The organism is Streptomyces sp. NPDC012935 (assembly GCF_042900345.1).
Taxonomy (GTDB): domain Bacteria; phylum Actinomycetota; class Actinomycetes; order Streptomycetales; family Streptomycetaceae; genus Streptomyces.
In genome coordinates, this window is record NZ_JBIBBC010000007.1 from 299380 (window position 1) to 321760 (window position 22381).

19 protein-coding genes and 1 pseudogene are annotated in these 22381 nt (G+C 70.2%); 13 read left to right on the plus strand and 7 right to left on the minus strand.

From position 1 onward, the window contains the following. Positions 1 to 115 precede the first annotated feature (115 nt). Entirely contained in the window at positions 116 to 652 is a 537-nt protein-coding gene (locus ACFY5C_RS19825; RefSeq protein ID WP_389445893.1) for a hypothetical protein, read from the plus strand. Here the strand turns inward: ACFY5C_RS19825 and ACFY5C_RS19830 are convergent. Next, positions 642 to 1805 carry a serine hydrolase domain-containing protein gene (locus ACFY5C_RS19830; protein WP_389446117.1) on the minus strand — a complete coding sequence of 388 codons (1164 nt, stop codon included), beginning with the start codon at positions 1803 to 1805 and terminating at the stop codon, positions 642 to 644. The two genes, ACFY5C_RS19825 and ACFY5C_RS19830, sit on opposite strands and share 11 nt — an antisense overlap. Before the next feature lie 378 nt (positions 1806 to 2183). Here ACFY5C_RS19830 and ACFY5C_RS19835 point away from each other — a divergent pair, with 378 nt between their 5' ends. After that, positions 2184 to 3881 (plus strand): sigma-70 family RNA polymerase sigma factor, encoded by a 1698-nt coding sequence (locus tag ACFY5C_RS19835; RefSeq protein ID WP_389445896.1) that lies wholly within the window; start codon positions 2184 to 2186, stop codon positions 3879 to 3881. Here the strand turns inward: ACFY5C_RS19835 and ACFY5C_RS19840 are convergent. From ACFY5C_RS19840 to ACFY5C_RS19850, 3 genes are all read right to left on the minus strand, one after another. Then, positions 3878 to 4582: a glycerophosphodiester phosphodiesterase gene (locus ACFY5C_RS19840; protein WP_389445898.1), complete on the minus strand. Its 705-nt coding sequence runs from the start codon at positions 4580 to 4582 to the stop codon at positions 3878 to 3880. The genes ACFY5C_RS19835 and ACFY5C_RS19840 overlap by 4 nt on opposite strands. A 62-nt stretch (positions 4583 to 4644) precedes the next feature. Next, entirely contained in the window at positions 4645 to 5706 is a 1062-nt protein-coding gene (locus tag ACFY5C_RS19845; protein ID WP_389445901.1) for an adenosine deaminase, read from the minus strand. 415 nt (positions 5707 to 6121) lie between these two features. Further along, on the minus strand, positions 6122 to 6256 hold the full coding sequence (locus tag ACFY5C_RS19850; RefSeq protein ID WP_389445904.1) for a hypothetical protein: 135 nt from the start codon (positions 6254 to 6256) through the stop codon (positions 6122 to 6124). Between the two features lie 214 nt (positions 6257 to 6470). On the opposite strand from ACFY5C_RS19850, the gene ACFY5C_RS19855 reads away from it, so the two are divergent. Then, on the plus strand, positions 6471 to 6716 hold the full coding sequence (locus ACFY5C_RS19855; protein ID WP_328878910.1) for a DUF4190 domain-containing protein: 246 nt from the start codon (positions 6471 to 6473) through the stop codon (positions 6714 to 6716). After that, positions 6662 to 6839, plus strand: a pseudogene (locus ACFY5C_RS19860) (cobyrinic acid a,c-diamide synthase); the annotation flags it as partial. The gene ACFY5C_RS19855 and the pseudogene ACFY5C_RS19860, both read left to right, overlap by 55 nt. Positions 6840 to 6977: 138 nt before the next feature. Here ACFY5C_RS19860 and ACFY5C_RS19865 read toward each other — a convergent pair. Continuing rightward, complete coding sequence (locus ACFY5C_RS19865; protein WP_389445907.1) at positions 6978 to 7532, minus strand: NADAR family protein; 555 nt, start codon at positions 7530 to 7532, stop codon at positions 6978 to 6980. Positions 7533 to 7752: 220 nt separating this feature from the next. Between ACFY5C_RS19865 and ACFY5C_RS19870 the strand changes: the two genes are divergently transcribed. From ACFY5C_RS19870 to ACFY5C_RS19905, 8 genes are all read left to right on the plus strand, one after another. Next, complete coding sequence (locus ACFY5C_RS19870) at positions 7753 to 9288, plus strand: gamma-aminobutyraldehyde dehydrogenase (RefSeq protein ID WP_389445910.1); 1536 nt, start codon at positions 7753 to 7755, stop codon at positions 9286 to 9288. Positions 9289 to 9429: 141 nt separating this feature from the next. Beyond that, entirely contained in the window at positions 9430 to 10677 is a 1248-nt protein-coding gene (locus tag ACFY5C_RS19875) for a spermidine/putrescine ABC transporter substrate-binding protein (RefSeq protein ID WP_389445912.1), read from the plus strand. Positions 10678 to 10682: 5 nt separating this feature from the next. Continuing rightward, on the plus strand, positions 10683 to 11828 hold the full coding sequence (locus ACFY5C_RS19880) for an ABC transporter ATP-binding protein (RefSeq protein ID WP_389445914.1): 1146 nt from the start codon (positions 10683 to 10685) through the stop codon (positions 11826 to 11828). Beyond that, positions 11828 to 12757: an ABC transporter permease gene (locus tag ACFY5C_RS19885; RefSeq protein ID WP_389445917.1), complete on the plus strand. Its 930-nt coding sequence runs from the start codon at positions 11828 to 11830 to the stop codon at positions 12755 to 12757. Before ACFY5C_RS19880 ends, ACFY5C_RS19885 begins: the two co-directional genes overlap by 1 nt. A 1-nt stretch (position 12758) precedes the next feature. Then, positions 12759 to 13559 (plus strand): ABC transporter permease, encoded by an 801-nt coding sequence (locus ACFY5C_RS19890; RefSeq protein ID WP_389445920.1) that lies wholly within the window; start codon positions 12759 to 12761, stop codon positions 13557 to 13559. Positions 13560 to 13581: 22 nt separating this feature from the next. Next, positions 13582 to 15009, plus strand: coding sequence for an NAD(P)/FAD-dependent oxidoreductase (locus ACFY5C_RS19895; RefSeq protein ID WP_389445922.1), 1428 nt, complete (start codon positions 13582 to 13584; stop codon positions 15007 to 15009). 131 nt (positions 15010 to 15140) lie between these two features. Further along, positions 15141 to 15587: a hypothetical protein gene (locus ACFY5C_RS19900; protein ID WP_389445925.1), complete on the plus strand. Its 447-nt coding sequence runs from the start codon at positions 15141 to 15143 to the stop codon at positions 15585 to 15587. Between the two features lie 187 nt (positions 15588 to 15774). Beyond that, positions 15775 to 17565: a chitinase gene (locus ACFY5C_RS19905; RefSeq protein ID WP_389445927.1), complete on the plus strand. Its 1791-nt coding sequence runs from the start codon at positions 15775 to 15777 to the stop codon at positions 17563 to 17565. Here the strand turns inward: ACFY5C_RS19905 and ACFY5C_RS19910 are convergent. Further along, on the minus strand, positions 17504 to 18346 hold the full coding sequence (locus ACFY5C_RS19910; RefSeq protein ID WP_389446119.1) for a phosphatase PAP2 family protein: 843 nt from the start codon (positions 18344 to 18346) through the stop codon (positions 17504 to 17506). The genes ACFY5C_RS19905 and ACFY5C_RS19910 overlap by 62 nt on opposite strands. Positions 18347 to 18568: 222 nt before the next feature. Further along, complete coding sequence (gabT, locus tag ACFY5C_RS19915) at positions 18569 to 19903, minus strand: 4-aminobutyrate--2-oxoglutarate transaminase (RefSeq protein ID WP_389445929.1); 1335 nt, start codon at positions 19901 to 19903, stop codon at positions 18569 to 18571. A 252-nt stretch (positions 19904 to 20155) separates the two neighbouring features. Between gabT and ACFY5C_RS19920 the strand changes: the two genes are divergently transcribed. Further along, a complete protein-coding gene (locus ACFY5C_RS19920) occupies positions 20156 to 22255 on the plus strand; it encodes an ATP-binding protein (RefSeq protein WP_389445932.1) in 2100 nt (699 codons plus the stop codon). Positions 22256 to 22381 lie beyond the last annotated feature (126 nt).

Below are 22381 nucleotides of genomic sequence, written 5' to 3' on the forward strand. Positions count from 1 at the left end.
TCGTCGGCGCACATCGTAGGGCCGGGCCCGCGTGGGGCGCATGGCGGCCGTGGGTTCGGGCGCCGCGTCGGACCCCTGTTTTGAACGTGTTCAACGCCTGGCGTACGCTGCCCCCATGAGCGACAGAGCCGCCCTGCTCAAGGGCATCCGCGTCTGGCTGGCCCTCTTCGTCGTCTGCCTGGTGCTCAGCGGCGCCACGGCCTTCCCCCTGGTCCACGAACTGCGCTGGACCGAGGACCTGTTGCGTGCCCTGTCCGTGCCGGAGCATGCGCCCGGCCTCATGGACTGGGTCGAACGCGTCCGACGCGGTCTCGACACCGCCGACGCCGACTACCCCTTCCTGCTCTACGGCACCGACTGGCTCGCCTTCGCCCATCTCGTCATCGCCGTCGCCTTCTACGGCCCCTACCGCGACCCGGTCCGCAACATCTGGGTCGTCGAGTTCGGGATGATCGCCTGCGCGGGCATCATCCCGCTCGCCCTGATCTGCGGACCGATACGCGGCATCCCCTTGTGGTGGTCGGTGATCGACATGTCGTTCGGCGTCTTCGGGGTGATCCCGCTCTACGTCGTGCGCAGGAAGATCAAGCGGCTGGAGGCGCTGACGACGCCGGCGGCACCTGCGACCGCTGCCGCCGCCCTCAGCGGTTGAACGCCGGGAAGGCGAAGCGCTGGGCGATGGACAGGCCGTCGCCCTTCGCGTCGGTGGAGTTGACCGAGTAGACGACCGTCCGGGACAGGTCGCGGGTGGCCGCGATGACGGTGTGATAGCCGGGGCGGGCACCCGTCTTGCCCCAGATCTCCTTGCCGTTCAGCTCGAAGCGCTCCAGCGAGGCACTCATCGTGGCCCCGTCGATGTCCGGGACCGTGAACATCTCCTTCAGTTGCGGCTCGGGCACGACCTGACCGCGGAACAGGGCGAACAGCAGCCGTTCCAGGTCCGCCGTCGTCGAGATCATGTCGCCGGCCGCGAACCGGTCGGACATGTTCCACTCGGTCACGTCGACCAGCCGGCCGTCGATCCAGTCGTACCCGCGGTTGTGCGGGCCGTGAACGCGGGGGTCGGGGCCGGCCGGGAAGGAGGTGTGGCGCATGCCGAGCGGGCGGAAGATCCGTACGGCCGCCTGGTGGGCGTACGAGTCGCCGGTTACCTTCTCGATCAGCATGCCAAGCACGGTGTAATGGATGTTGCCGTACCGCTGGTGCTCGCCGGGCGCGTAATCGGGGTCCGGGCCCTTGGCGACCGATGCGGCCACCACCTCCTCGGGGGGCAGCGTCTCGAAGCGGTGCTCGTAACCGTCGTCGACGTCCTCGCCCAGGGACGCCCCCGGTTGCAGCCCGCTGGTGAAGTTCAGCAACTGCCGTACGGTGATGGGCGCGAAGTCCTCGGTGAGCAGGCCGGGCAGATACCGCTGCACCGTCCCGTCGAGGGAGATCCGCCCCTCGGCGGCGAGTTGCAGCACGATCGCCGAGGTCACGATCTTCGTCGTCGAACCGGCCCGGAAGCGGGCGTTCTCCAGCGCCGGCGCCCCGGTTCTCGCGTCCCGCACACCGGCCGCCCCGTGCCAGCTCCCCTTGCCGCCCACACGGATCAGCGCGGCCGTGGCGTCCTTGTCGGGCAGCCCGGCGAGCGCGGCGCACAGGGCCTTGACGTCGGGGCCGCTCTTCGGGGCCGTCTCGATCGCGTGCGCGGAACAGGACGATGACGACGCGGGCCGAGCGGAGGCCGTCCCGGCCAGCGGCAGCGCGGCCAGGGTCAGGGCGAGCGCGGAGGTGAGGAGGGCGGGAAGCGGGCGTACGGGCATCTGCTGCTCCTGGAGTCGGGTCGGTGGAATGTCCGTGATCATCGTCGGGCCGTACGGTCCCGCTGCGGATCGTCGGTGAGGAGGGGCTGCCACCCTGGGGGAGCCCGGAGCAAGTGCCGTGCAGAGCAAGGGTGTTGTGAGGGATCGCCCCTACGGGGCCGCCGGTCGGCGAAAAAGTGTTATCGCCGGCCCCTTCACCCCGTCTCCAGTCGCGTCCCCCCGTCCCCCGACTCCTGTCCCGTCCCTCACGCCCGGGAGCCGCCCCCATGACCCGCCCCCAGGAACCGCCCCCATGAACCGCCCGTACCGGAAGCGGAATGTGATCTCCGATATGGCCGACCGTGCTGGTCAGGCTGAGAAGGTGCGTACGGGCAGCGCATGACCCGGGAGAGGACCTACGTGGACGAGGGAGCCGGCAGGCAGTGGCGCTCGACCATCGCGGCAGCGCAGGCCGGTGACCGGCGGGCGCTGGACGAACTGGTGGAGGGCTGGCTGCCGCTGGTCTACAACGTCGTCGGGCGCGCCCTGAACGGCCATGCCGACGTCGACGACGTCGTCCAGGAGACCATGCTGCGCGCCGTCGACAACCTCGGCTCGCTGCGGGACCCGGACAGCTTCCGCTCCTGGCTCGTCGCGATCGCCATGCGGCAGATCCGGGACCGGGCCCGCCGCAGACAGCCGGACCGGCTCGAGGAGTCGGCGACCCGCGAGGCCACCGACTTCGCCGAACTCACCGTCCTGCGGCTGCAGTTGGAGGGGCAGCGGCGTGAGGTCGCGGAGGCGGTGCGCTGGCTGGACGACGAGGACCGGCAGTTGCTGTCGCTGTGGTGGCTGGAGGTCGCCGGCGAGCTGACCCGGCGCGAACTGGCCGCCGCGGCCGGAATCAGCAGACAGCACGCGGCGGTTCGCGTCCAGCGCGTGAAGGAACGGCTGGAGACCGCGCGCGGCATCGTCCGCGCACTCGACGGCGCCTGTGCCGACCTGCGCGAACTGGCCGCCCGCTGGAACGGGCGCCCGGACTCCGTCTGGCGCAAGCGACTGGCCCGGCACATCAGGGGATGCGGCTACTGCGGCGACACCCGCGAGGCCGTCGTCCCCGCGGAACGCCTGCTCGTCGGTATCGCGCTCGTCCCGATCCCGGTCGGCTTCACGCTGTCGCTGGCATTCGGCGGCAAGACGGCGGTAGCGGCGACGGCCACGGCGGCCTCCGTCGGCTGGTCCGCGAAGGTGATGGCCGCGATCACCCAGCCGGCCGTGGCGGTGACGGCCGGGGCCACGCTCGTTGCGGGCGGCGCGTACGTCGTCACCCAGACCCCGGACGCCCCGCCCCGCGCCGTCGCCCCCACCGCGGCGAGCACGGCCCGCCCGCCGGCGCCGACCCCGCCCGAGTCACCGGCGGCCGGGCTCTCACCATCACCCTCCCCGCCGCCGTCTGCGTCGCAGTCGCGCAAGGCCGAGTTGTACGGCACGGTCGTCGACACCGTCGACCGAGCGCCGGACCCGAACGCCCAGCCCGCCGTGCTGCCGCACCGCCCCGAGTCCGGCATCATCAGCACCTGGGGAGCGAAGGCCGTCATGCAGCACCGCGGTGAGAAGGTGACGCTCAGCGGGCAGGGCTACATCCTGGTGCGCTGGCAGATCTCCCCGCAGTCGCGGCCCGGCGCGCTGGTCATGCCGACCTGGACCGGCTTGAAGGGCAGGCTCTTCCATGTCGCCTCCGGCGGCGGCCGCCGCATGGACGACACCACCGGTCCCGGCACCACCGGCATGGGCGGCCCCGACACCGGCTACACGGTCCTGCCGGACGGCACCCAGCAGATGTGGCAGAACGAGTACTTCTACGTCGACGGCTCGGTCACCCTCAACCAGAACGAACGGGGCGCCGACTACGGCGTCATCGTCTTCCCGTCGACCTGGCAGGAGGCCGAGAAGGACGTGCGGACCGGCCCCGACCAGGGCGCGATCCGCTACGGCCAGGTCCGCGACAACGGCAAGGACACCGCACCGGTCCCGCAGTACCTCACCCGCGCGACCCCGGCCGACCCGGCGACGGTGCCTCAACGCTCGCGCGTCTAGCGGCTTGCGGCGTCGGACCGGGCGGCGAGCAGGCCGAGGAGGACGTCGACGCGGTTGGTCGTGATCGAATCGACGCCGAGGTCCAGCAGGCGGCGCATCGAGCGCCGGGTGTCCGGGGTCCAGACGGACAGCAGGTGGCCGCCGCGGTGGACGCGCTCGGCGAGGGCGTGGTCGACCAGGCCGAAGCGGTAGTTGAGCCAGCGCGGGCGCACCGCGTCCAGCAGGGCGGGGCGCGGCGGTGCCAGCGTCGTCCAGGTCAGGGCGATCTCGGCGGCCGGGTCGGCGGCCCGCACGGCGAGCATGGCGGGGGCGCCCGCGCAGTAGTACACGCGGTCCTGTGCCCCGCACTCGCGTACGACGTCCACCACCCGGCGCGCCGCCCGCACGTCGGGCGTGCCCGGCAGGTCGAGCATCACCCGGCTCCCGTCACAGGCCGTCAGCGCCTCCTGAAGCGTCGGGACCTCGCCCGCCGTCAGCCCGCGCACCTCGGCCGCGGACAGTGCGAGCAGCGGACGGTCCTGCTCCCACAGCCGCTTCAGCGTGTCGTCGTGCAGCAGTACCGGCACGCCGTCCTTGGTGAGCCGTACGTCGATCTCCACCGCGTGCGCGCCCCGTTCGAGCGCGGAGCGCAGGGAGGCGAGCGTGTTCTCGCGGACGCGGTAGGGGTCGCCGCGGTGGGCCACGGCGGTCACGTTCTGCATGAGGGCATTCCGGTCGGGGGCGGGGGAGGGTGATGTGCCGAGGCGTGGAGGGCGCCGCGTGCTCAGGAGGCGAGCCAGTCGGTGGTGTACGTGTCGATCTCGGCCCTGATCCGCGCCTTGCCCGGCTCGTCGAGGAAGGACACGTCCACGGCGTTCTTGGCGAGGTCGGCCAGGCCCCGCTCGTCGAGGTCGAGGAGGCGAGCGGCGACCGCGTACTCGTTGTTGAGGTCGGTGCCGAACATGGGCGGGTCGTCGGAGTTGATGGTGACGATGACGCCGGCCTCGGTGAACTGCCTGATCGGGTGCTCGTCGATCGTGCGGACCGCGCGCGTGGCGATGTTGGAGGTCGGGCACACCTCCAGCGGGATCCGGTGCTCGGCGAGGTGCGCGAGCAGCTTCGGGTCCCGCGCCGAGCTGGTGCCGTGCCCGATGCGCTCGGCGCGCAGGTGCGTGAGCGCGTCCCAGACGGTGTCCGGGCCGGTGGTCTCCCCGGCATGCGGCACGGAGTGCAGACCGGCGGCGATGGCCTGGTCGAAGTACGGCTTGAACTGCGGCCTCGGTACGCCGATCTCGGGCCCGCCGAGCCCGAAGGAGACCAGGCCCTCCGGGCGCAGCCGGTCGTCGGTGGCGAGCCGCACGGTCTCCGCGGCGGACTCCAGTCCGGCCTCGCCGGGAATGTCGAAGCACCAGCGCAGCACGGTCCCGAACTCGGCCTCGGCCGCCTTGCGGGCGTCCTCGATCGCCGCCATGAAGCCGCTCTCGTCGATGCCGCGGCGGGTGGAGGAGAACGGGGTGATGGTCAGCTCGGCGTACCGCACCTGCTGGCGGGCCAGCTCGCGGGCCACCTCGTACGTCAGCAGCCGTACGTCCTCCGGGGTGCGGATCAGATCCACGACGGACAGGTACACGTCGATGAAGTGCGCGAAGTCCGTGAACGTGAAGTAGTCGACCAGGGCCTCGGGATCGGTGGGGACCTTGGAGTCGGGGTGGCGGGCGGCGAGTTCCGCGACGATGCGGGGGGAGGCGGAGCCGACGTGGTGGACGTGCAGTTCGGACTTGGGCAGTCCGGCGATGAAGGCATGCAGATCGCGCGGGACGCGGGCGTCGACGAGGTTGTCGGTCAAGGTTCCTCCCCAGGAACGGCGTCCTTGGCCGGGTGTGTGGTCGGCCGGACGTGGGTGATCGGCTGATCGGTGACTCGGGGTCATCGTATGCCGGGGCCTTGCCGGGGATGCCCGGGCCTTAGCATGACGGCACATACGACGGAGGGGGGTCGGGCATGTCCGACGACGCGCAGATGCCGGGGGCGGCGGAGGGATCGGGTGGCGCGGCCGCAGGGGGGCCGGCTTCGCCGGAGCCGGATCCGAGAACCTCGTTGGAGAAGACGGGGAGGAAGGCGTCCCCGGCCGAGCCGGATCCGTGGGCGCCTCCGGTCGAGGACGGGCAGGCTTCCGCCCCCGTCTCCTCCGCGGCCGGGGGAGCCGGTTACACCGTCGCCTCGAACGACCCGCTGACCTGGCCCGCACCATCCGTGCACGATCAGCAGACGGTCACATCCATGCCGTCCTCGGGCATGCCGACGCCGCCGTCGTGGGTGAACCCGTCGCCCGGGCCGAGCGCTGCGGGGCCGCCGAGCGGGTCGAACCCCAACCCCTTCGCGGCGCCGGGGCCCACGTCGCCCCACTCGCAGGCCGGGCCTTTCGCGCCTCCGACGGCGTCCCTTCCCTATGCAGCCCACGGTGAGCCCGTGCCGCCGCCGCCCATCGCGCCCGGCGGGCCGGGGCAGGTTGCGTACGGCTATCCCGCGCCTGTCCACGGTTATCCGCTGCCGGGTGCGGGTGTGGGTCCCGGTGCCGGGGGCTACTACGGGTGGCCCGGTGTGCAGCCCATGCCCAGCAATGGGATGGGCACGGCGGGGCTCGTGCTCGGGATCATCTCCGCTGCGATCTTCTGTCTGTGGCCGGTGGCCATCGTGATGGGTGCGCTGGCGTTGATCTTCGGCTCGATCGGGCGGGGGAAGGCGCGGCGGGGGGAGGCGACGAACCCGGGCCAGGCTCTGGCGGGGATGATCTGTGGGGCGGCGGGGTTGGTGCTGGGGCTGGGGATGCTGGCGGTGTTGATCTCGACGGTGTAGTGAGCGGGGGGATTTCTTCGCCCCCGCCGCCCCTACCCGTCCCGTCCCTGGGGGCTGCCGCCCCCAGACCCCCGCTGTCGGCCTGGACGGCCTCGTCCTCAAACGCCGGACGGGCTGGATCGCCTGGACCTGCGCCGGAAATTCAGCCCCTCCGGCGTTTGAGGAGCGGGGGTCCAGGGGGCAGCGCCCCCTGGCGGGGTCGAAGGGGCGGAGCCCCTTCAAGGATGGGACGGGTAGGGGCGGCGGGGGCGAAAAACACCCCTACCCCCGCAACCGCTCCCGCGCCCCCATCAACGCAAACCCCAGCAAATTAGGCCCCCGCCACCGCTCCGGATCCCCCGCCCCGTCATCCCCCGCCGCCAGCCCGATCCCCCACACCCGATCCACCGGACTGGCCTCCACCAGCACCCGATCCCCCGTCCCCAGCAAGAACCCCCGCAGCTCCGCATCCGCCGAGAACTTGTGGACCGACCCCTCGAGCACGATCCGGAACCGCTCCCGCTCCCACACCGCGTCGTCGAACCCGCGCACGAGCCGCCCGGCTTTCTTCGCCTCGGCCGGATGCCCCGCCCCCAGCACCCGCCGCTCAGCCTCCGCGTCCCCGAAGAGCCGGGCCTTCTCGGCCATCATCCAGTGCTCGGCGGTCGCGTACGACACGCCGGCCACCGTGAACGGCGACGGCCACCACTGGCTCAGACAACTCGCGCTCAGCTGTCCGTCCGGTCGCGGCCGGTGCCCCCAGAAGTGCAGATATTTGACTCTCGTCCCCGCGCGGACCTCCCTGATCAGGACGTCCCAAGAATCGATCTTCGCCATATGGCCGAGTCTGGCACGCACCACCGACAATCCGTCCCGGGTTTTCAAGGCCAACTCGACACCTGGTCGACAGATTCCGTCGCGTAACCAAAAGGCAACAACGGAATCACTTGTTGGACCCTCCTTGCTCTGTCAGGATCGGCACTCAAATCGAGCCTGAGCCACGCCACCCCACGCCGACCCCACTGCGGTCCCTCCAGGGGACACGGAGGAGAGCGACATGCACAACCCGGGCACCGCCACCCCGGAACGATTCCCGGCCCAAGACCGCTTCGCGGACGGCGCGCAGTTCATCGCGGGCCGTCTGGTGAAGGGAACCTCGGGCCGTACGCACGCCGTCGTCGACCCCGCCACCGGCGAGGAGGTCTACACATACGACCTGGCCGGCACCGAGGACGTCGACGCCGCAGTCGCCGCCGCGCGCGAGGCGTTCCCCGCCTGGGCCGCAGCCACCCCGGGCGAGCGTTCGGACGCGCTGCACCGCTTCGCCGCCGTCCTCGCCGAGCGTGCCGAGGACTTCGCCCGCGCGGAGTCACTGCAGTGCGGGAAGCCGCTGAAGCTGACCCGTGAGTTCGACGTGCCGGGCACGATCGACAACACCTCCTTCTTCGCGGGGGCCGCCCGACACCTCGCCGGGCAGTCAGCGGGGGAGTACTCCGGCGATCACACTTCCTATGTCCGCCGCGAACCCATCGGTGTCGTCGGGTCCATCGCCCCCTGGAACTACCCGCTCCAGATGGCCGCCTGGAAGATCCTCCCGGCCATCGCCGCGGGCAACACCATCGTGCTCAAGCCCGCCGAGCTCACCCCGCTCACCTCGCTCCTCTTCGCCCAGGCCGCCACGGACGCGGGCATCCCCGACGGTGTCATCAACATCATCACCGGGACCGGCAAGGAGGCCGGCGAGCATCTCGTCGGCCATCCCGACGTGGCCATGACCTCCTTCACCGGTTCCACCGCCGTGGGCAAGCGCGTCGCCGAGATCGCCACGGCCACGGTGAAGCGGCTCCACCTGGAGCTGGGCGGCAAGGCGCCCTTCGTCGTCTTCGACGACGCCGACGTGGAGGCCGCCGCCAACGGCGCCGTCGCGGGCTCGCTCATCAACACCGGGCAGGACTGCACGGCCGCCACGCGCGTGTATGTGCAGAGGCCGCTCTATGAGGAGTTCGTCTCGCGCACCGCCGCCCTCATGGAGAGCGTCCGCCTCGGCGACCCCTTCAGCCCCGGCACCGATCTCGGGCCCCTCATCTCGCACGTCCAGCGCGACCGTGTCGCCGGGTTCGTCGACCGTGCGCGTGCCTACGCGCGCGTGGTCACCGGCGGTGAGGCCCCGCAGGGCGATCTCAAGAAGGGTGCGTACTACCGGCCCACCCTGGTCGCCGATGCCGCCCAGGACAGCGAGATCGTCCAGTCCGAGATCTTCGGGCCGGTCCTTGTCGTTCTGCCGTTCGACAGCGACGATGACGGGATCCGGCTCGCCAACGACACCCCGTACGGGCTCGCCGCCTCCGCCTGGAGCCGCGACGTCTACCGGGCGAACCGCGCCACCCGCGAGATCCAGGCGGGCTGCGTGTGGGTCAACGATCACATCCCGATCATCAGCGAGATGCCGCACGGCGGCTACAAGGCGTCCGGCTTCGGCAAGGACATGTCCGCGTACTCCTTCGAGGAGTACACGCAGATCAAGCACGTCATGTTCGACAACACGGCGGTCGCCAGGAAGGACTGGCATCGCACCGTCTTCGGGGACCGATAGCCGGACCGGACCGGCCCCGGCCTGAGCGGACTCGACCAGGCGGGACGCCGGACCCGACCGGATCAGATCGGCGCGGCCGCCTCGCCCCTCCCCGCGGCCGGCCTCCCCTCCCTCCCGATCTCCCGAAAGGGCACCACACGCATGGAGCAGTACGAGCCCGACCGCCTGTCCCCGGCCCAAGTGGCCGCCATGCGGCGCAGCCTGCGCAACGGCCGGGCCGCCATGACCCGCCGTTCCCTGCTGCGCGCCTCCACCGGCGGCGCTCTCGCAGTGGGCGGACTGGGAACGCTCAGTGCCTGCGGTATCCCCGCCGCCGGCAAGACCGAGGGCGGCACGTCCGCCGAGGACCACTCGGCGAAGGAGAAGCAGGTCTCCTTCTCCAACTGGACCGAGTACATGGACGTCGACGACAGCGGCAAGCACCACCCGACGCTGGAACAGTTCGCGAAGCGGACCGGCATCAAGGTCAAGTACACCGAGGACATCAACGACAACAACGAGTTCTTCGGGAAGATCAAGCCGCAGCTGGCGGCGGGCCAGGAGACCGGGCGCGACATCATCGTCCTCACGGACTGGCTCGCCGGGCGCCTCATACGCCTGGGGTGGGTCCAGAAACTGGACCCCTCCAACCTGCCGCACGCCTTCGCCAACCTCTCCCAGCAGTTCCGCAACCCCGACTGGGACCCGGGACGGGCGTACTCGTACCCCTGGCAGGGCATCTCGACCGTCATCGCCTACAACAAGAAGGCGCTCGACGGCGTCGAGGTGAAGACGGTCTCCGACCTGCTCGACAACCCCAAGCTCAAGGGCCGCGTCGGCTTCCTCACCGAGATGCGCGACACCATCGGGATGACCCTGCTCGACATGGGCAAGGACCCCGCCAAGTTCACCGACGACGACTACGACGCGGCGATCGCCCGGCTCCAGAAGGCCATCGACAAAAAGCAGATCCGCCGGTTCACCGGCAACGACTACACCTCCGACCTCACCAGCGGAGACTTCGCGGCCTGCCTCGCCTGGGCCGGTGACGTCGTCCAGCTCAAGGCCGACAGCCCGGACATCGACTTCCTCATCCCGGACAGCGGCTACATGACGTCCAGCGACAACATGCTGATTCCCAACAAGGCCCGTCACAAGACGAACGCCGAGCGGCTCATCGACTTCTACTACGAGCCGAAGCCCGCCGCCGAGCTCGCCGCCTACATCAACTACGTCTGTCCCGTGGACGGCGTGAAGGAAGAGCTCGCGAAGATCGACGAGGACGCGGCGAACAACCCGCTGATCCTCCCCGACAAGGCCATGCAGGCTGCCTCCCGCGCCTTCCGCTCACTGAGCTCGAAGGAAGAGACGGCCTACGAAGAGAAGTTCGCGAAGCTCACAGGGGCGTGACCACCATGACGAACGACACCAGCGGCGACGTCCGCCTCTCCGGCATCAGCAAGACCTACGGCTCCTTCCATGCCGTACACCCGCTCGACCTGACCGTGCCCCAGGGCTCCTTCTTCGCCCTGCTCGGCGCCTCCGGCTGCGGCAAGACCACCACCCTGCGCATGATCGCCGGCCTGGAGGAACCTTCCTCCGGCACCGTTCACCTCGGCGACCAGGACGTGACCGCGCTCCCGCCGTACAAGCGGCCGGTGAACACGGTCTTCCAGTCGTACGCCCTCTTCCCGCACCTCGACATCTTCGAGAACGTCGCCTTCGGCCTGCGCCGACGCGGTATCAAGAGCGTGAAGAAGCAGGTCGACGAGATGCTCGACCTCGTCCAGCTCGGCGAGCAGGCCCGCAAGAAGCCGCACCAGCTGTCCGGTGGCCAGCAACAGCGTGTGGCCGTCGCCCGCGCGCTGATCAACCACCCCAAGGTGCTCCTCCTCGACGAGCCGCTCGGCGCCCTCGACCTCAAGCTGCGCCGCCAGATGCAGCTGGAGCTCAAGCGCATCCAGACCGAGGTCGGCATCACCTTCGTCCACGTCACGCACGACCAGGAGGAGGCCATGACGATGGCCGACACGGTCGCCGTGATGAACGCGGGCCGTGTCGAGCAGCTCGGCTCGCCGACCGACCTCTACGAGAACCCGCGCACGACGTTCGTCGCCAACTTCCTCGGCACCTCGAACTTCATCGAGGCCGAGGTCGACACCAAGAGCGGCGACGACATCGTGCTGAAGGCGGCCGGCGGCAAGCTCGTCCTGCCCGAGGCGCGGTGCGGTGCGGCCACGGCGACCGGCGGCAAGGTGCTGGTCGGCGTACGCCCCGAGAAGATCTCCCTCACGCACGCCGACGAGGCGGGCGAGATACCCGAGGGCCGCAACCGCATCACCGGCAGGATCGCGGACTCCTCGTTCATCGGCGTCTCCACGCAGTACGTCGTCGACAGCCCCGTCTGCCCCGAGTTCGAGGTCTACGCCCAGAACATCGACCGGGACGACCGGCTCGTACCCGGCGCCGAGGTCGTCCTGCACTGGAACCCGGCGCACACCTTCGGCCTGTCGGCGGACCAGGACATCGACGCCGGCATCCAGGAAGAGGCGGCGGTCTGATGGCGACAGTCACCGAGGCGCCACCGCCTCTCACCCCGACCGCCCCGGAGCAGAAGCCGCCCCGCAAACGCGGGCGCCTGGTGCCGTACTGGCTCCTGCTGCCCGGCATCCTGTGGCTGGTCGTCTTCTTCGCGCTGCCGATGATCTACCAGGCCTCCACGTCCGTGCAGACGGGCTCCCTGGAGGAGGGCTACAAGGTCACCTGGCACTTCGCGACCTACTGGGACGCCCTGTCCGACTACTACCCGCAGTTCCTGCGCTCGGTGCTCTACGCCGGCTCGGCGACGATTTTGTGCCTGGTCCTCGGATACCCGCTCGCCTACCTCATCGCCTTCCGGGCGGGCCGCTGGCGGAACCTGATCATGATCCTGGTGATCGCGCCGTTCTTCACCAGCTTCCTGATCCGCACCCTCGCCTGGAAGACGATCCTCGCGGACGGCGGCCCGGTCGTCGGCGCCCTCAACACGCTGCACGTCCTGGACGTCACCAGCTGGCTCGGCATGACCTCCGGCGACCGTGTACTGGCCACGCCGCTCGCGGTGGTGTGCGGTCTGACGTACAACTTCCTGCCGTTCATGATCCTGCCGCTCTACACCTCGCTGGAGCGCATCGACCCACGGCTGCACGAGGCGGCGAACGACCTGTACGCCAAGCCGATCACCACCTTCCGCAAGGTCACCTTCCCGCTGTCGATGCCCGGAGTCGTCTCCGGAACGCTGCTGACCTTCATTCCGGCGGCCGGTGACTACGTCAACGCGGACCTGCTCGGCTCCACGGACACCCGTATGGTCGGAAACGTCATCCAGACGCAGTTCCTGCGGATTCTGGACTATCCGACGGCCGCGGCACTCTCCTTCATCCTCATGGCCGCCATCCTTGTCATGGTGACGGTCTACATCCGCAGGTCCGGCACGGAGGATCTGGTTTAATATGACCTTCGTCAACTGGCTCAAGCGCAATCTCGTCGTCATCGCGGGACTGCTGACGCTCGCTTATCTCCTCCTGCCCAATGTCATCGTGACGATCTTCTCCTTCAACAAACCGAAGGGGCGCTTCAATTACGAATGGCAGGAGTTCTCCACGGCCGCCTGGCAGGACCCTTGCGGCGTCTCGGACCTGTGCGGCTCGCTGTCGCTCAGCCTCCAGATCGCGTTCTGGGCGACCCTCGGCGCCACGCTGCTGGGCACGATGATCGCCTTCGCGCTGGTCCGGTACCGCTTCCGCGCGAGGGGCGCCATCAACTCGCTGATCTTCCTGCCGATGGCGATGCCCGAGGTCGTCATGGCCGCCTCGCTGCTCACCCTGTTCCTCAACATGGGCGCTCAGCTCGGCTTCTGGACGATCCTCATCGCGCACATCATGTTCTGCCTGAGCTTCGTCGTGACAGCGGTGAAGGCACGCGTGATGTCGATGGACCCACGGCTGGAACAGGCCGCGCAGGACCTGTACGCCGGCCCCTTCCAGACGTTCGTCCGGGTCACCCTGCCTATCGCCGCCCCCGGAATCGCGGCAGGCGCGATGCTCGCCTTCGCGCTCTCTTTCGACGATTTCATCATCACCAATTTCAACGCGGGCTCCACCGTCACCTTCCCGATGTTCGTCTGGGGCTCGGCCCAGCGCGGAACGCCCGTTCAGATCAATGTCATCGGTACGGCCATGTTCATCATCGCCGTACTGTTCGTCCTGGCCTCCATGGCCATCGGAAACCGCCGTAAGAAGCAAAAGGCATAAACCCCTGTAGGGAGTTGAAATCATGGCCCCAAGCGCCATGAGTTCTGGCAATCACTGGACGAAGGCACTCTCCGACGCCCAGCCGGTCCCGTACTGGCTGGACGACCCCGGCCGCCCGCACCCCGAACCCGCCCTCACCACGGCCGAGACCTGCGACCTGCTGGTCGTCGGCGGCGGGTACAGCGGACTGTGGAGCGCGCTCATCGCCAAGGAGCGCGACCCGCAGCGGGATGTCGTGCTGCTCGAAGGCCGCGAGGTGGGCTGGGCCGCCTCGGGCCGCAACGGCGGCTTCTGCGCCGCCTCCCTCACCCACGGTCTGTCCAACGGGCTCACCCGCTGGCCGGACGAGATCCACAGGCTTCAGGAGCTGGGCGCCCGCAATCTCGACGAGATCGAGAAGGCGGTCGCCCGCTACTCCCTGGACTGCGACTTCGAACGCACCGGCGAGATCGACGTAGCCACCGAGACCTACCAGGCGACGGAACTGCGCGACTGGTACGAGGAGTTGCGGGACAAGGGCCTCGCCGAGGGCGTCGAGTTCCTGGACACCGAGGCGGTGCGGGCGCAGGTCGACTCACCGACCTTCCAGGCCGGTCTCTACGACCGCCGGGGCGTGGCCATGCTCAACCCGGCCAAGCTGGTGTGGGGGCTGAAGCAGGCCTGCCTGGACCTCGGCGTCCGCGTCTACGAGCACACCCCCGCCCTCACCCTGAAGCCGTACGGCACGGGGATGGCCGTACGGACTCCGTACGGCTCGGTCCGCGCCCGCAAGGTCGCTCTCGGCACGAACATCTTCCCGAACCTGGTCAAGCGCGTGCGCGCGTACACGGTCCCGGTCTACGACTACGCCCTGATGACCGAGCCGCTCACCGAGGACCAGCTCGCGTCGATCGGCTGGAAGAACCGCCAGGGCCTCGGCGACTCGGCCAACCAGTTCCACTACTTCCGCCTCTCGGCCGACAACCGCATCCTGTGGGGCGGCTACGACGCCATCTACCCGTACGGCGGCCGGGTGCGGGCCGAGTACGACGACCGTCCGGAGACGTACGCCAAGCTCGCCGGGCACTTCTTCACCTGCTTCCCGCAGCTGGAGGGCGTCCGCTTCACGCACGCGTGGGGCGGCGCGATCGACACCTGCTCGCGCTTCTCGGCGTTCTTCGGGACCGCCCACCAGGGCAACGTGGCGTACGCGGCGGGCTTCACGGGCCTCGGCGTCGGCGCGACCCGGTTCGGCGCGGACGTGATGCTGGACCTGCTGGCGGGGGAGCGGACGGAGCGCACACAGCTCGAAATGGTCCGCAGGAAGCCACTGCCCTTCCCGCCGGAGCCCTTCGCCTGGACCGGCATCGCCCTCACCAAATGGTCGCTGGCCCGGGCCGACGCGCAGGGCGGGCGGCGCAATCTTTGGCTCAAGACGATGGACCGGCTGGGCCTCGGCTTCGACAGCTGAAGCCCGCTCAGCAAAGTCTGTGACCCAGCTCACCCGAAACTGGCGGGGAGAACCCGCGTAATGCCTGCCGGTAGGCCTCCCTCTTCCTCGTGACGCGATCGGCGTCCACAAGGAAAAGGGAGGTCACCGTCATGACAGGGGCGAAGACGGCGGTCGAGTGGCTGGCATCCGTTGCGCCGGATCCCGAAGCCTGCCGCTGGGAGTGGGAGCGCAACCCCCTCGGGGTCGCCCTGCTGCCGGCGGGCAAGGCCTGGGACGTACTCATCCTGCCGGGCGAGCTCGGCTATCCGACCCTTGATGTGCTCACCCGCATCATCGACCAACCGGGCCCGGTCCTGGTCGACTTCGGCGACGCACGCATGGGCTTCTTCGTGCCGCCCGGCACGGCCGCCCGCTGGCTCGGCACCGGCATCCGTACCGCCGGGGCCGGGACCTGGATCGTCGTTCCGTACCCGGGCCGTGCCACCGGCGGCACCCGCTGGCTGGTCCCACCGGACGGCACCGGCACCCTCACCGACCCGGCGCTGCTCGAACTGGCCATGCATGAGGCTGCCGCCGGCTTGGCCGATGACGACTAAGGAGGGTGCCGCGCTGGGTTGTTGGTCGGCTGCGGCTGCGGCTGCGGCTGTGTCGTGGCTGGTCGCGCAGTTCCCCGCGCCCCTTGTGGCACTTGTCGAACCCGGTGACAGGTCTTGACAAGCTGATTGGTCTGGACCAAATTGGGCGCGCTCCACCCCTCCAAATCCCCCATGCCTGGAGGCACTTGTGGATCGCTTCAGACCTCTCGCCCTTCTGACCGCCGCGGCACTGACCCTGCCCGGCGTCACCGCGCTCTCGTCGGCCGCCCGTGCGGCCGACGCGGACCTGGCCCGCAACGGCGGCTTCGAAGCCGGCCTCGACGGCTGGACCTGCACGGCCGGTACCACCGTCGACTCGCCGGTGCGCAGCGGCAGTCATGCCCTCCAGGCCACCCCGGCCGGCAGCGACAACGCCCGGTGCGCGCAGACCGTCACCGTGAAGCCGGACTCCCAGTACACCCTGTCCGGATACGTCCGCGGCTCGTACGTCTACCTCGGAGCGAGCGGCACCGGCACCGCCGACGTCTCCGCCTGGACTCAGTCCGCTCCCAGCTGGCAGCAGCTCACGACGACTTTCCGGACGGGCCCCTCCACCACCCGCGTCACCCTCTACACCCACGGCTGGTACGGCACCGGGGCCTACAACGCCGACGACATCTCTCTCATCGGCCCCGGAGTGGACGCCGGCCAGCCGCCCGCCGCCCCGACCGGCCTGAAGACGGGGGCGGTCACCTCGTCCAGCGTCGCCCTGTCCTGGTCGGCCGTGCCGGGTGCGACCGGCTACGCCGTCTACCGCGACGGCGCCAAGGTCCAGACGGTGACCGGCACTTCGGCCACGATCGGCGGGCTCTCGCCCTCCACGGCGTACGGCTTCCAGGTCGCCGCGGTGAACGACGCGGGCGAGTCGGCGAAGTCGGCCACGGTGACGGCCACGACCCCCGCCCGCCCGGGCGGCGGCACGGACCTCCCGGCCCACGCCCTGGTCGGCTACCTCCACGCGAGCTTCGCCAACGGCTCCGGCTACACGCGCATGGCCGACGTCCCCGACAGCTGGGACGTCATCGACCTGGCCTTCGGCGAACCGACCTCGGTCACCTCGGGCGACATCCGCTTCGACCGCTGCCCGGTCACGGAGTGCCCGAACGTCGAGAGCGACACCGACTTCAAGGCGGCGATCAAGGCCAAACAGGCGGCGGGCAAGAAGGTGCTGATATCGATCGGCGGCCAGAACGGGCAGGTTCAGCTGACGACGACTGCGGCGCGGGACACCTTCGTGACGTCGGTGTCGAGGATCATCGACGAGTACGGACTCGACGGCCTGGACATCGACTTCGAGGGCCACTCGCTCTCCCTGAACGCCGACGACACGGACTTCAAGAACCCGAAGACGCCGGTGATCGTCAACCTCATCTCGGCCCTGAAGACCCTGAAGGCCAAGTACGGCGACGACTTCGTCCTGACCATGGCCCCGGAGACCTTCTTCGTCCAGCTCGGCTACCAGTACTACGGGACCGGCCAGTGGGGCGGCCAGGACCCGAGGGCGGGGGCGTATCTCCCGGTCATCCACGCCCTGCGGGACGACCTGACGCTGCTGCACGTCCAGGACTACAACTCGGGCCCGATCATGGGCCTGGACAACCAGTACCACTCCATGGGCGGCGCCGACTTCCACATCGCCATGACCGACATGCTGCTCACCGGCTTCCCGGTCGCCGGCAACGCGAGCAACGTCTTCCCGCCCCTGCGCCCCGACCAGGTGGCGATCGGCATGCCCGCCTCGACCAACGCGGGAAACGGTCACGTCCCTCCGGCCGAGGTCACCAAGACCCTCGACTGCCTGACGAAGAGGACCAACTGCGGCTCGTACGCCACCCACGGCACCTGGCCGGCACTGCGCGGCCTGATGACGTGGTCGATCAACTGGGATCGCTACTCGAACTGGGAGTTCCAGCGGACGTTCGACGGCTACTTCGGCTGAGGAACAGCCACAACAGCGTGAGGAGCACCGTGCACAGGCACCAACTGGCCACTACGTCCAGTGGCCAGTGGTAGCCGCGCCGGACCAGCCCGAAGCCGACCGCGAGATTGAGGACGGCGCACGTGACGAGGACTGCGCGGCGGGCGAACCCGGAACTGAGCCACGGCAGCAGCAACAGGGCCGCGGCACCGTAGGCGATGGCGGCCGTGGCCGTGTGGCCGGACGGGTAGTAGCCGGTGGCGGGCGGCACGAGGGAGGTGCCGGGGCGGTCGGTGAGGATCTTGAGGGGGATCACCAGGGCCGGAACCAGCGCCATCAGCAGGGCCGCGGACGCGGCCGGCAGCCACCATTGGTGTGTACCAGTGCCGCGGGCCCGCCAGGCGACGTACATCAGACTCACGGCCAGCACGGGCACCGCGACCGGCACATTACCCAGGTCGGCGAGGAGTTCGGAGAAGCGGTCCGGATGAGTCAGCGACCGGCTGGCCGCCTCGTCGAGGTCGACCAGCGGGCCGTCGGCCACCACCTGCCAGGTGATGAGCGCGAAGAGAAGGGCGGGAAGCCCGAGGAGTCCGAGAAGGACGAAGAGGGAGGTCGGCCGCCCCGGAACAGGGGGGGTGGTTCCGGGGCGGCCGTCCGGATCGGATGGTCGCGCGCCCCGGGGGGTTTGGGGCGGGCGACTGTCCGATCGGTGAGGAGATCCGGAGCCGGAAGCTCCGGGTGTGTGCGCGAGGGCACGACCAGGTCGAAGCTGGGGAGGCCTCGGCCCGAACTCGCCCAGAGTCCCCTCTGGGCGGGGTGTATCTCTCATCTGCTTAGAACCTACGACAGGGCGATGGTGTTAGACAGCCGGAATGGCGTCCTGACATCCACCTCGCACACCTTCTTCACACGCTCTGACGGTAGCCGCCCCGGCCCCGGAATCACGGAAGGCGCCGGGGCTGGGGCGCACGAGTCGCGTGGGACGAGGTCCCTGCCGCTCACCAGTGGTTTTGCTGTGACCTCAGATGCGGGCGAAGGCCTGCTCGATGATGTCGAGGCCCTCGTTGAGAAGGTCTTCGCCGATCACCAGCGGGGGCAGGAAGCGCAGCACGTTGCCGTAGGTGCCACAGGTCAGGACCAGCAGGCCCTCCTGGTGGCAGGCCTTGGCGAGCGCGGCGGTCGCCTCCGCGTTCGGCTCCTTGGTGGTGCGGTCCTTCACCAGCTCGATGGCGATCATGGCGCCACGGCCACGGATGTCGCCGATGATGTCGAACTTCTCGGCCATGGCGGCGAGGCGGGCCTTCATGGTCGCCTCGATGTTCTTCGCCCTGGCGTTGAGGTCGAGCTCCTTCATGGTCTCGATGGAGCCCAGCGCACCGGCGCACGCCACCGGGTTGCCGCCGTAGGTGCCGCCCAGGCCGCCGGAGTGCGCGGCGTCCATGATCTCGGCGCGACCGGTCACGGCGGCGAGCGGGAGGCCGCCGGCGATGCCCTTGGCGGTGGTGATCAGGTCGGGGACGATGCCCTCGTCCTCGCAGGCGAACCACTGGCCGGTGCGGCAGAAGCCGGACTGGATCTCGTCGGCGACGAAGACGATGCCGTTGTCCGAGGCGAACTTGCTGAGCGCCGGCAGGAAGCCCTTGGCCGGCTCGATGAAGCCGCCCTCGCCGAGCACCGGCTCGATGATGATCGCGGCCACGTTCTCCGCGCCGACCTGCTTGCTGATCTGATCGATGGCCTGCGCGGCGGCCTCGGGTCCGGCGTTGTCCGCACCGGTCGGCCAGCGGTAGCCGTAGGCGACCGGCACGCGGTAGACCTCGGGTGCGAACGGACCGAAGCCGTGCTTGTACGGCATGTTCTTCGCGGTCAGCGCCATGGTGAGGTTCGTACGGCCGTGGTAGCCGTGGTCGAAGACGACGACGGCCTGGCGCTTGGTGTACGCGCGGGCGATCTTGACGGCGTTCTCGACGGCCTCGGCGCCGGAGTTGAACAGCGCCGACTTCTTGGCGTGGTCACCCGGCGTCAGCTCGGCCAGCGCCTCGGCGACGGCGACATAGCCCTCGTACGGCGTGACCATGAAACAGGTGTGGGTGAAGTCGGCGAGCTGTGCGCTCGCCCTGCGTACGACCGCTTCGGCGGACGCGCCGACGGACGTCACGGCGATGCCCGAACCGAAGTCGATGAGACGGTTCCCGTCGACGTCCTCGATGATGCCGCCGCCCGCACGCGCGGTGAACACGGGCAGCACGGAGCCCACACCCTGCGCGACCGCGGCGGTACGGCGGGCCTGCAGCTCCTGCGACTTCGGGCCGGGGATGGCGGTGACGAGGCGGCGCTCCTGCGGAAGTGCGCTCATGAGGGGCTCCTGGGGGTTTTGCGGACGCTTGTCTTGTTCTTTTCTCGCAGGCTAGGGCGGGGAGCGGGGGGTGGGCATGCTCCATGTGGGCGTTGTCAGGAGCGCGCGTTGTCCGCCGTGGACATAGCGACGCCGAGGGTCTGGAACAGCTCGATCCGTTCCGTCGGCCGTGTAAGCGGTGAACTCCCCAGCAGAGGGCGTTAGATTGGCTCGCTGATGGTGGACGGAGCGGCTGGTCAGGGGGCAAGAGCGATGGACAGCGACGGGACGCAGGACGCGCGGGGTACGCACGCGACGCCTGTGCCGCGATCACGCTCCGCCGTGCCGCCGATGCCCTCGGTGCCGCCGGTACCGGACGGCTCGGCGTTCCTGACGTGGCTGCGGGCGCCGCGACCGGAGGCGCCGGCCGGCGTCTGGCGGTTCGGGCATGTGCCCCGGCCGGACGAGGAGCCCGAGCGGATCCCGGGGCGGCAGTTGCTGAGCGGGGCGGTGATCGCCTTCCTGGTCGGCTGGCTGATCTGGTCGCTGCTGTGGAACGGCTATCTCGGTGGCTGGTGGGTGCTGCCCCTGGAGCTGTTCACCCCGGACTCCTGGCGCGAGAACAACGACCGGGTCGGCAACGCCGTCCTCTGGTACAGCTACTACACGCTGATCGCCCTCGCCATAATGCTCGCCGTCGGCCGCCTCGGCCGCTGGGGCGAGGTCTGGCGTCGCTACGGCCCGCCCGCCTGGCGCCGCACGGCACCGGCGCCCGACCGTGCGCCCGCCCCCGAGCAGGATCCGGCGTCCTGGCCGGCGCTGCGCACCGCCGGTGCCGCGGATGCCGCCGAGCGGCTGGGCGCCGACGCGCGGTCGGGGTTGATGCGTGACGTCGACTACGCCCGCATCGCCCGCGCCTGGCAGGGCGTGCGCAGTGGACGGCACGACCTCGCCACCTTCACCGGCGCCGTGCTCAAGGACGGCGCCGCCGCCTGTCTGCACCCCTCGGGTGAGCGCGACGTGCCGGCCCGGGTCGCACGGCACGACCTCGTCAGCGGTCAGGTGCGGCTCGGCACGACCGCCGACGATCCCCGCAATCCGTACGCCTATCGCGGGACGGGACTGGGCCTCGGGCCCGATCTGCTCGGCACCTCCCTGCTCGCCGTCGGGCCCGCCGGGTCCGGCAAGACGGGGACCGTGGTGCGGCCGCTCGCCGAGTCGCTGTGCCTGCAGGCGCTCGCCGGACGGGCCGCCGTGGTCGTGGTCGGCGCGGCGGGCGCGGGGCTCGGACCGGAGGACTCGTACGACGTCGTCGTACGGATCGGAAACCCGGACTCGGTCTACGACCTGGACCTGTACGGCGGCACCGGCGACCCCGACGAGGCCGCGGCCGTGCTCGCCGAGGCGCTCGTCGGGGATCTCGCCGACCCGCACCCGGGCAGCGACAGCCGCCGCTCCACCACCGTGCTGGCGCAGCTGCTCGGGCCGTTCCGCGCGGTCCATCACCGCTTCCCGTCCGTGGCCGAGCTGCGGCAGCTGCTGGACGGCGCCCCCGGCGCGCTCGGCGCGCTGCGCACGGCGCTGGAGGGCTCCGGGCAGGAGTCGCTCATCCGTGAACTCGACGCCCGGGAAAGGCAGTTGGGGCATCCCGGGGATATGGCGGCCGTCCTCGCGGACCGGGTGGCGCTGCTCGACCGCCCCGCCTTCGCCGGGTTCTTCGACACGTCCGGGCAGTCGCGGCCGTTCTCGCTGAAGGCCCTCGACCACCCCGTCCGGGTCCGCGTCGACCTGCCCGCGCGCGGGCACGCGGAGGCCTCGCGGATGCTGGCGCGGCTGGTGCTGGCGCAGTTCACGGCGAGCATCGCGGTACGGGAGGACCGGTCGCTGTTCGCGTGCCTCGTGCTGGACGACGCGACCGGTGTCGTGACGCCCGAGGCCGTACGGGGTATCCAGCGGCTGCGGTCGGGCAACGCGGGCGCGGTGCTCACGCTGCGCAGCCTGGACGACGCGCCGAGGCCGCTGCGCGGGCCGCTGCTCGGCGCCGCCGGGTGCCGGATGGCGCTGGCCGGGATCACGCCGTGGGACGGGCAGGACTTCGCCGAGGTGTGGGGCAAGGAGTGGACCGAGGCGCGGGACGTCACCGACCGGCAGATCATCGCGGAGACCCCGGCCGGGAAGGCGGTGCACGCGCTGCGACGGGTGATCACCGGCAAGGCGCCGACCGCGCGGGCGGTCACCGTCCGCCAGGTCGAGCGCGAGCGCTGGTCGGCGTCCGAGCTGGCGCACGCGGTGCCGCCGGGGCATGCGGTGCTGTCGCTCACCAGCGTGCAGGGCGAGCACGCGCCCCCGCTGCTGGTGGATCTGCGGGGGTGACCTGGGGGTACGGGCGTCAGGCCACACGGTGACCGTACGGTGAGGCAGAATCGGCACAGGTCGTTCATACACGGCGGCCAAATGATCACAGAGATCATCGAAGATCCAGCGGTCACAGAGCTCACA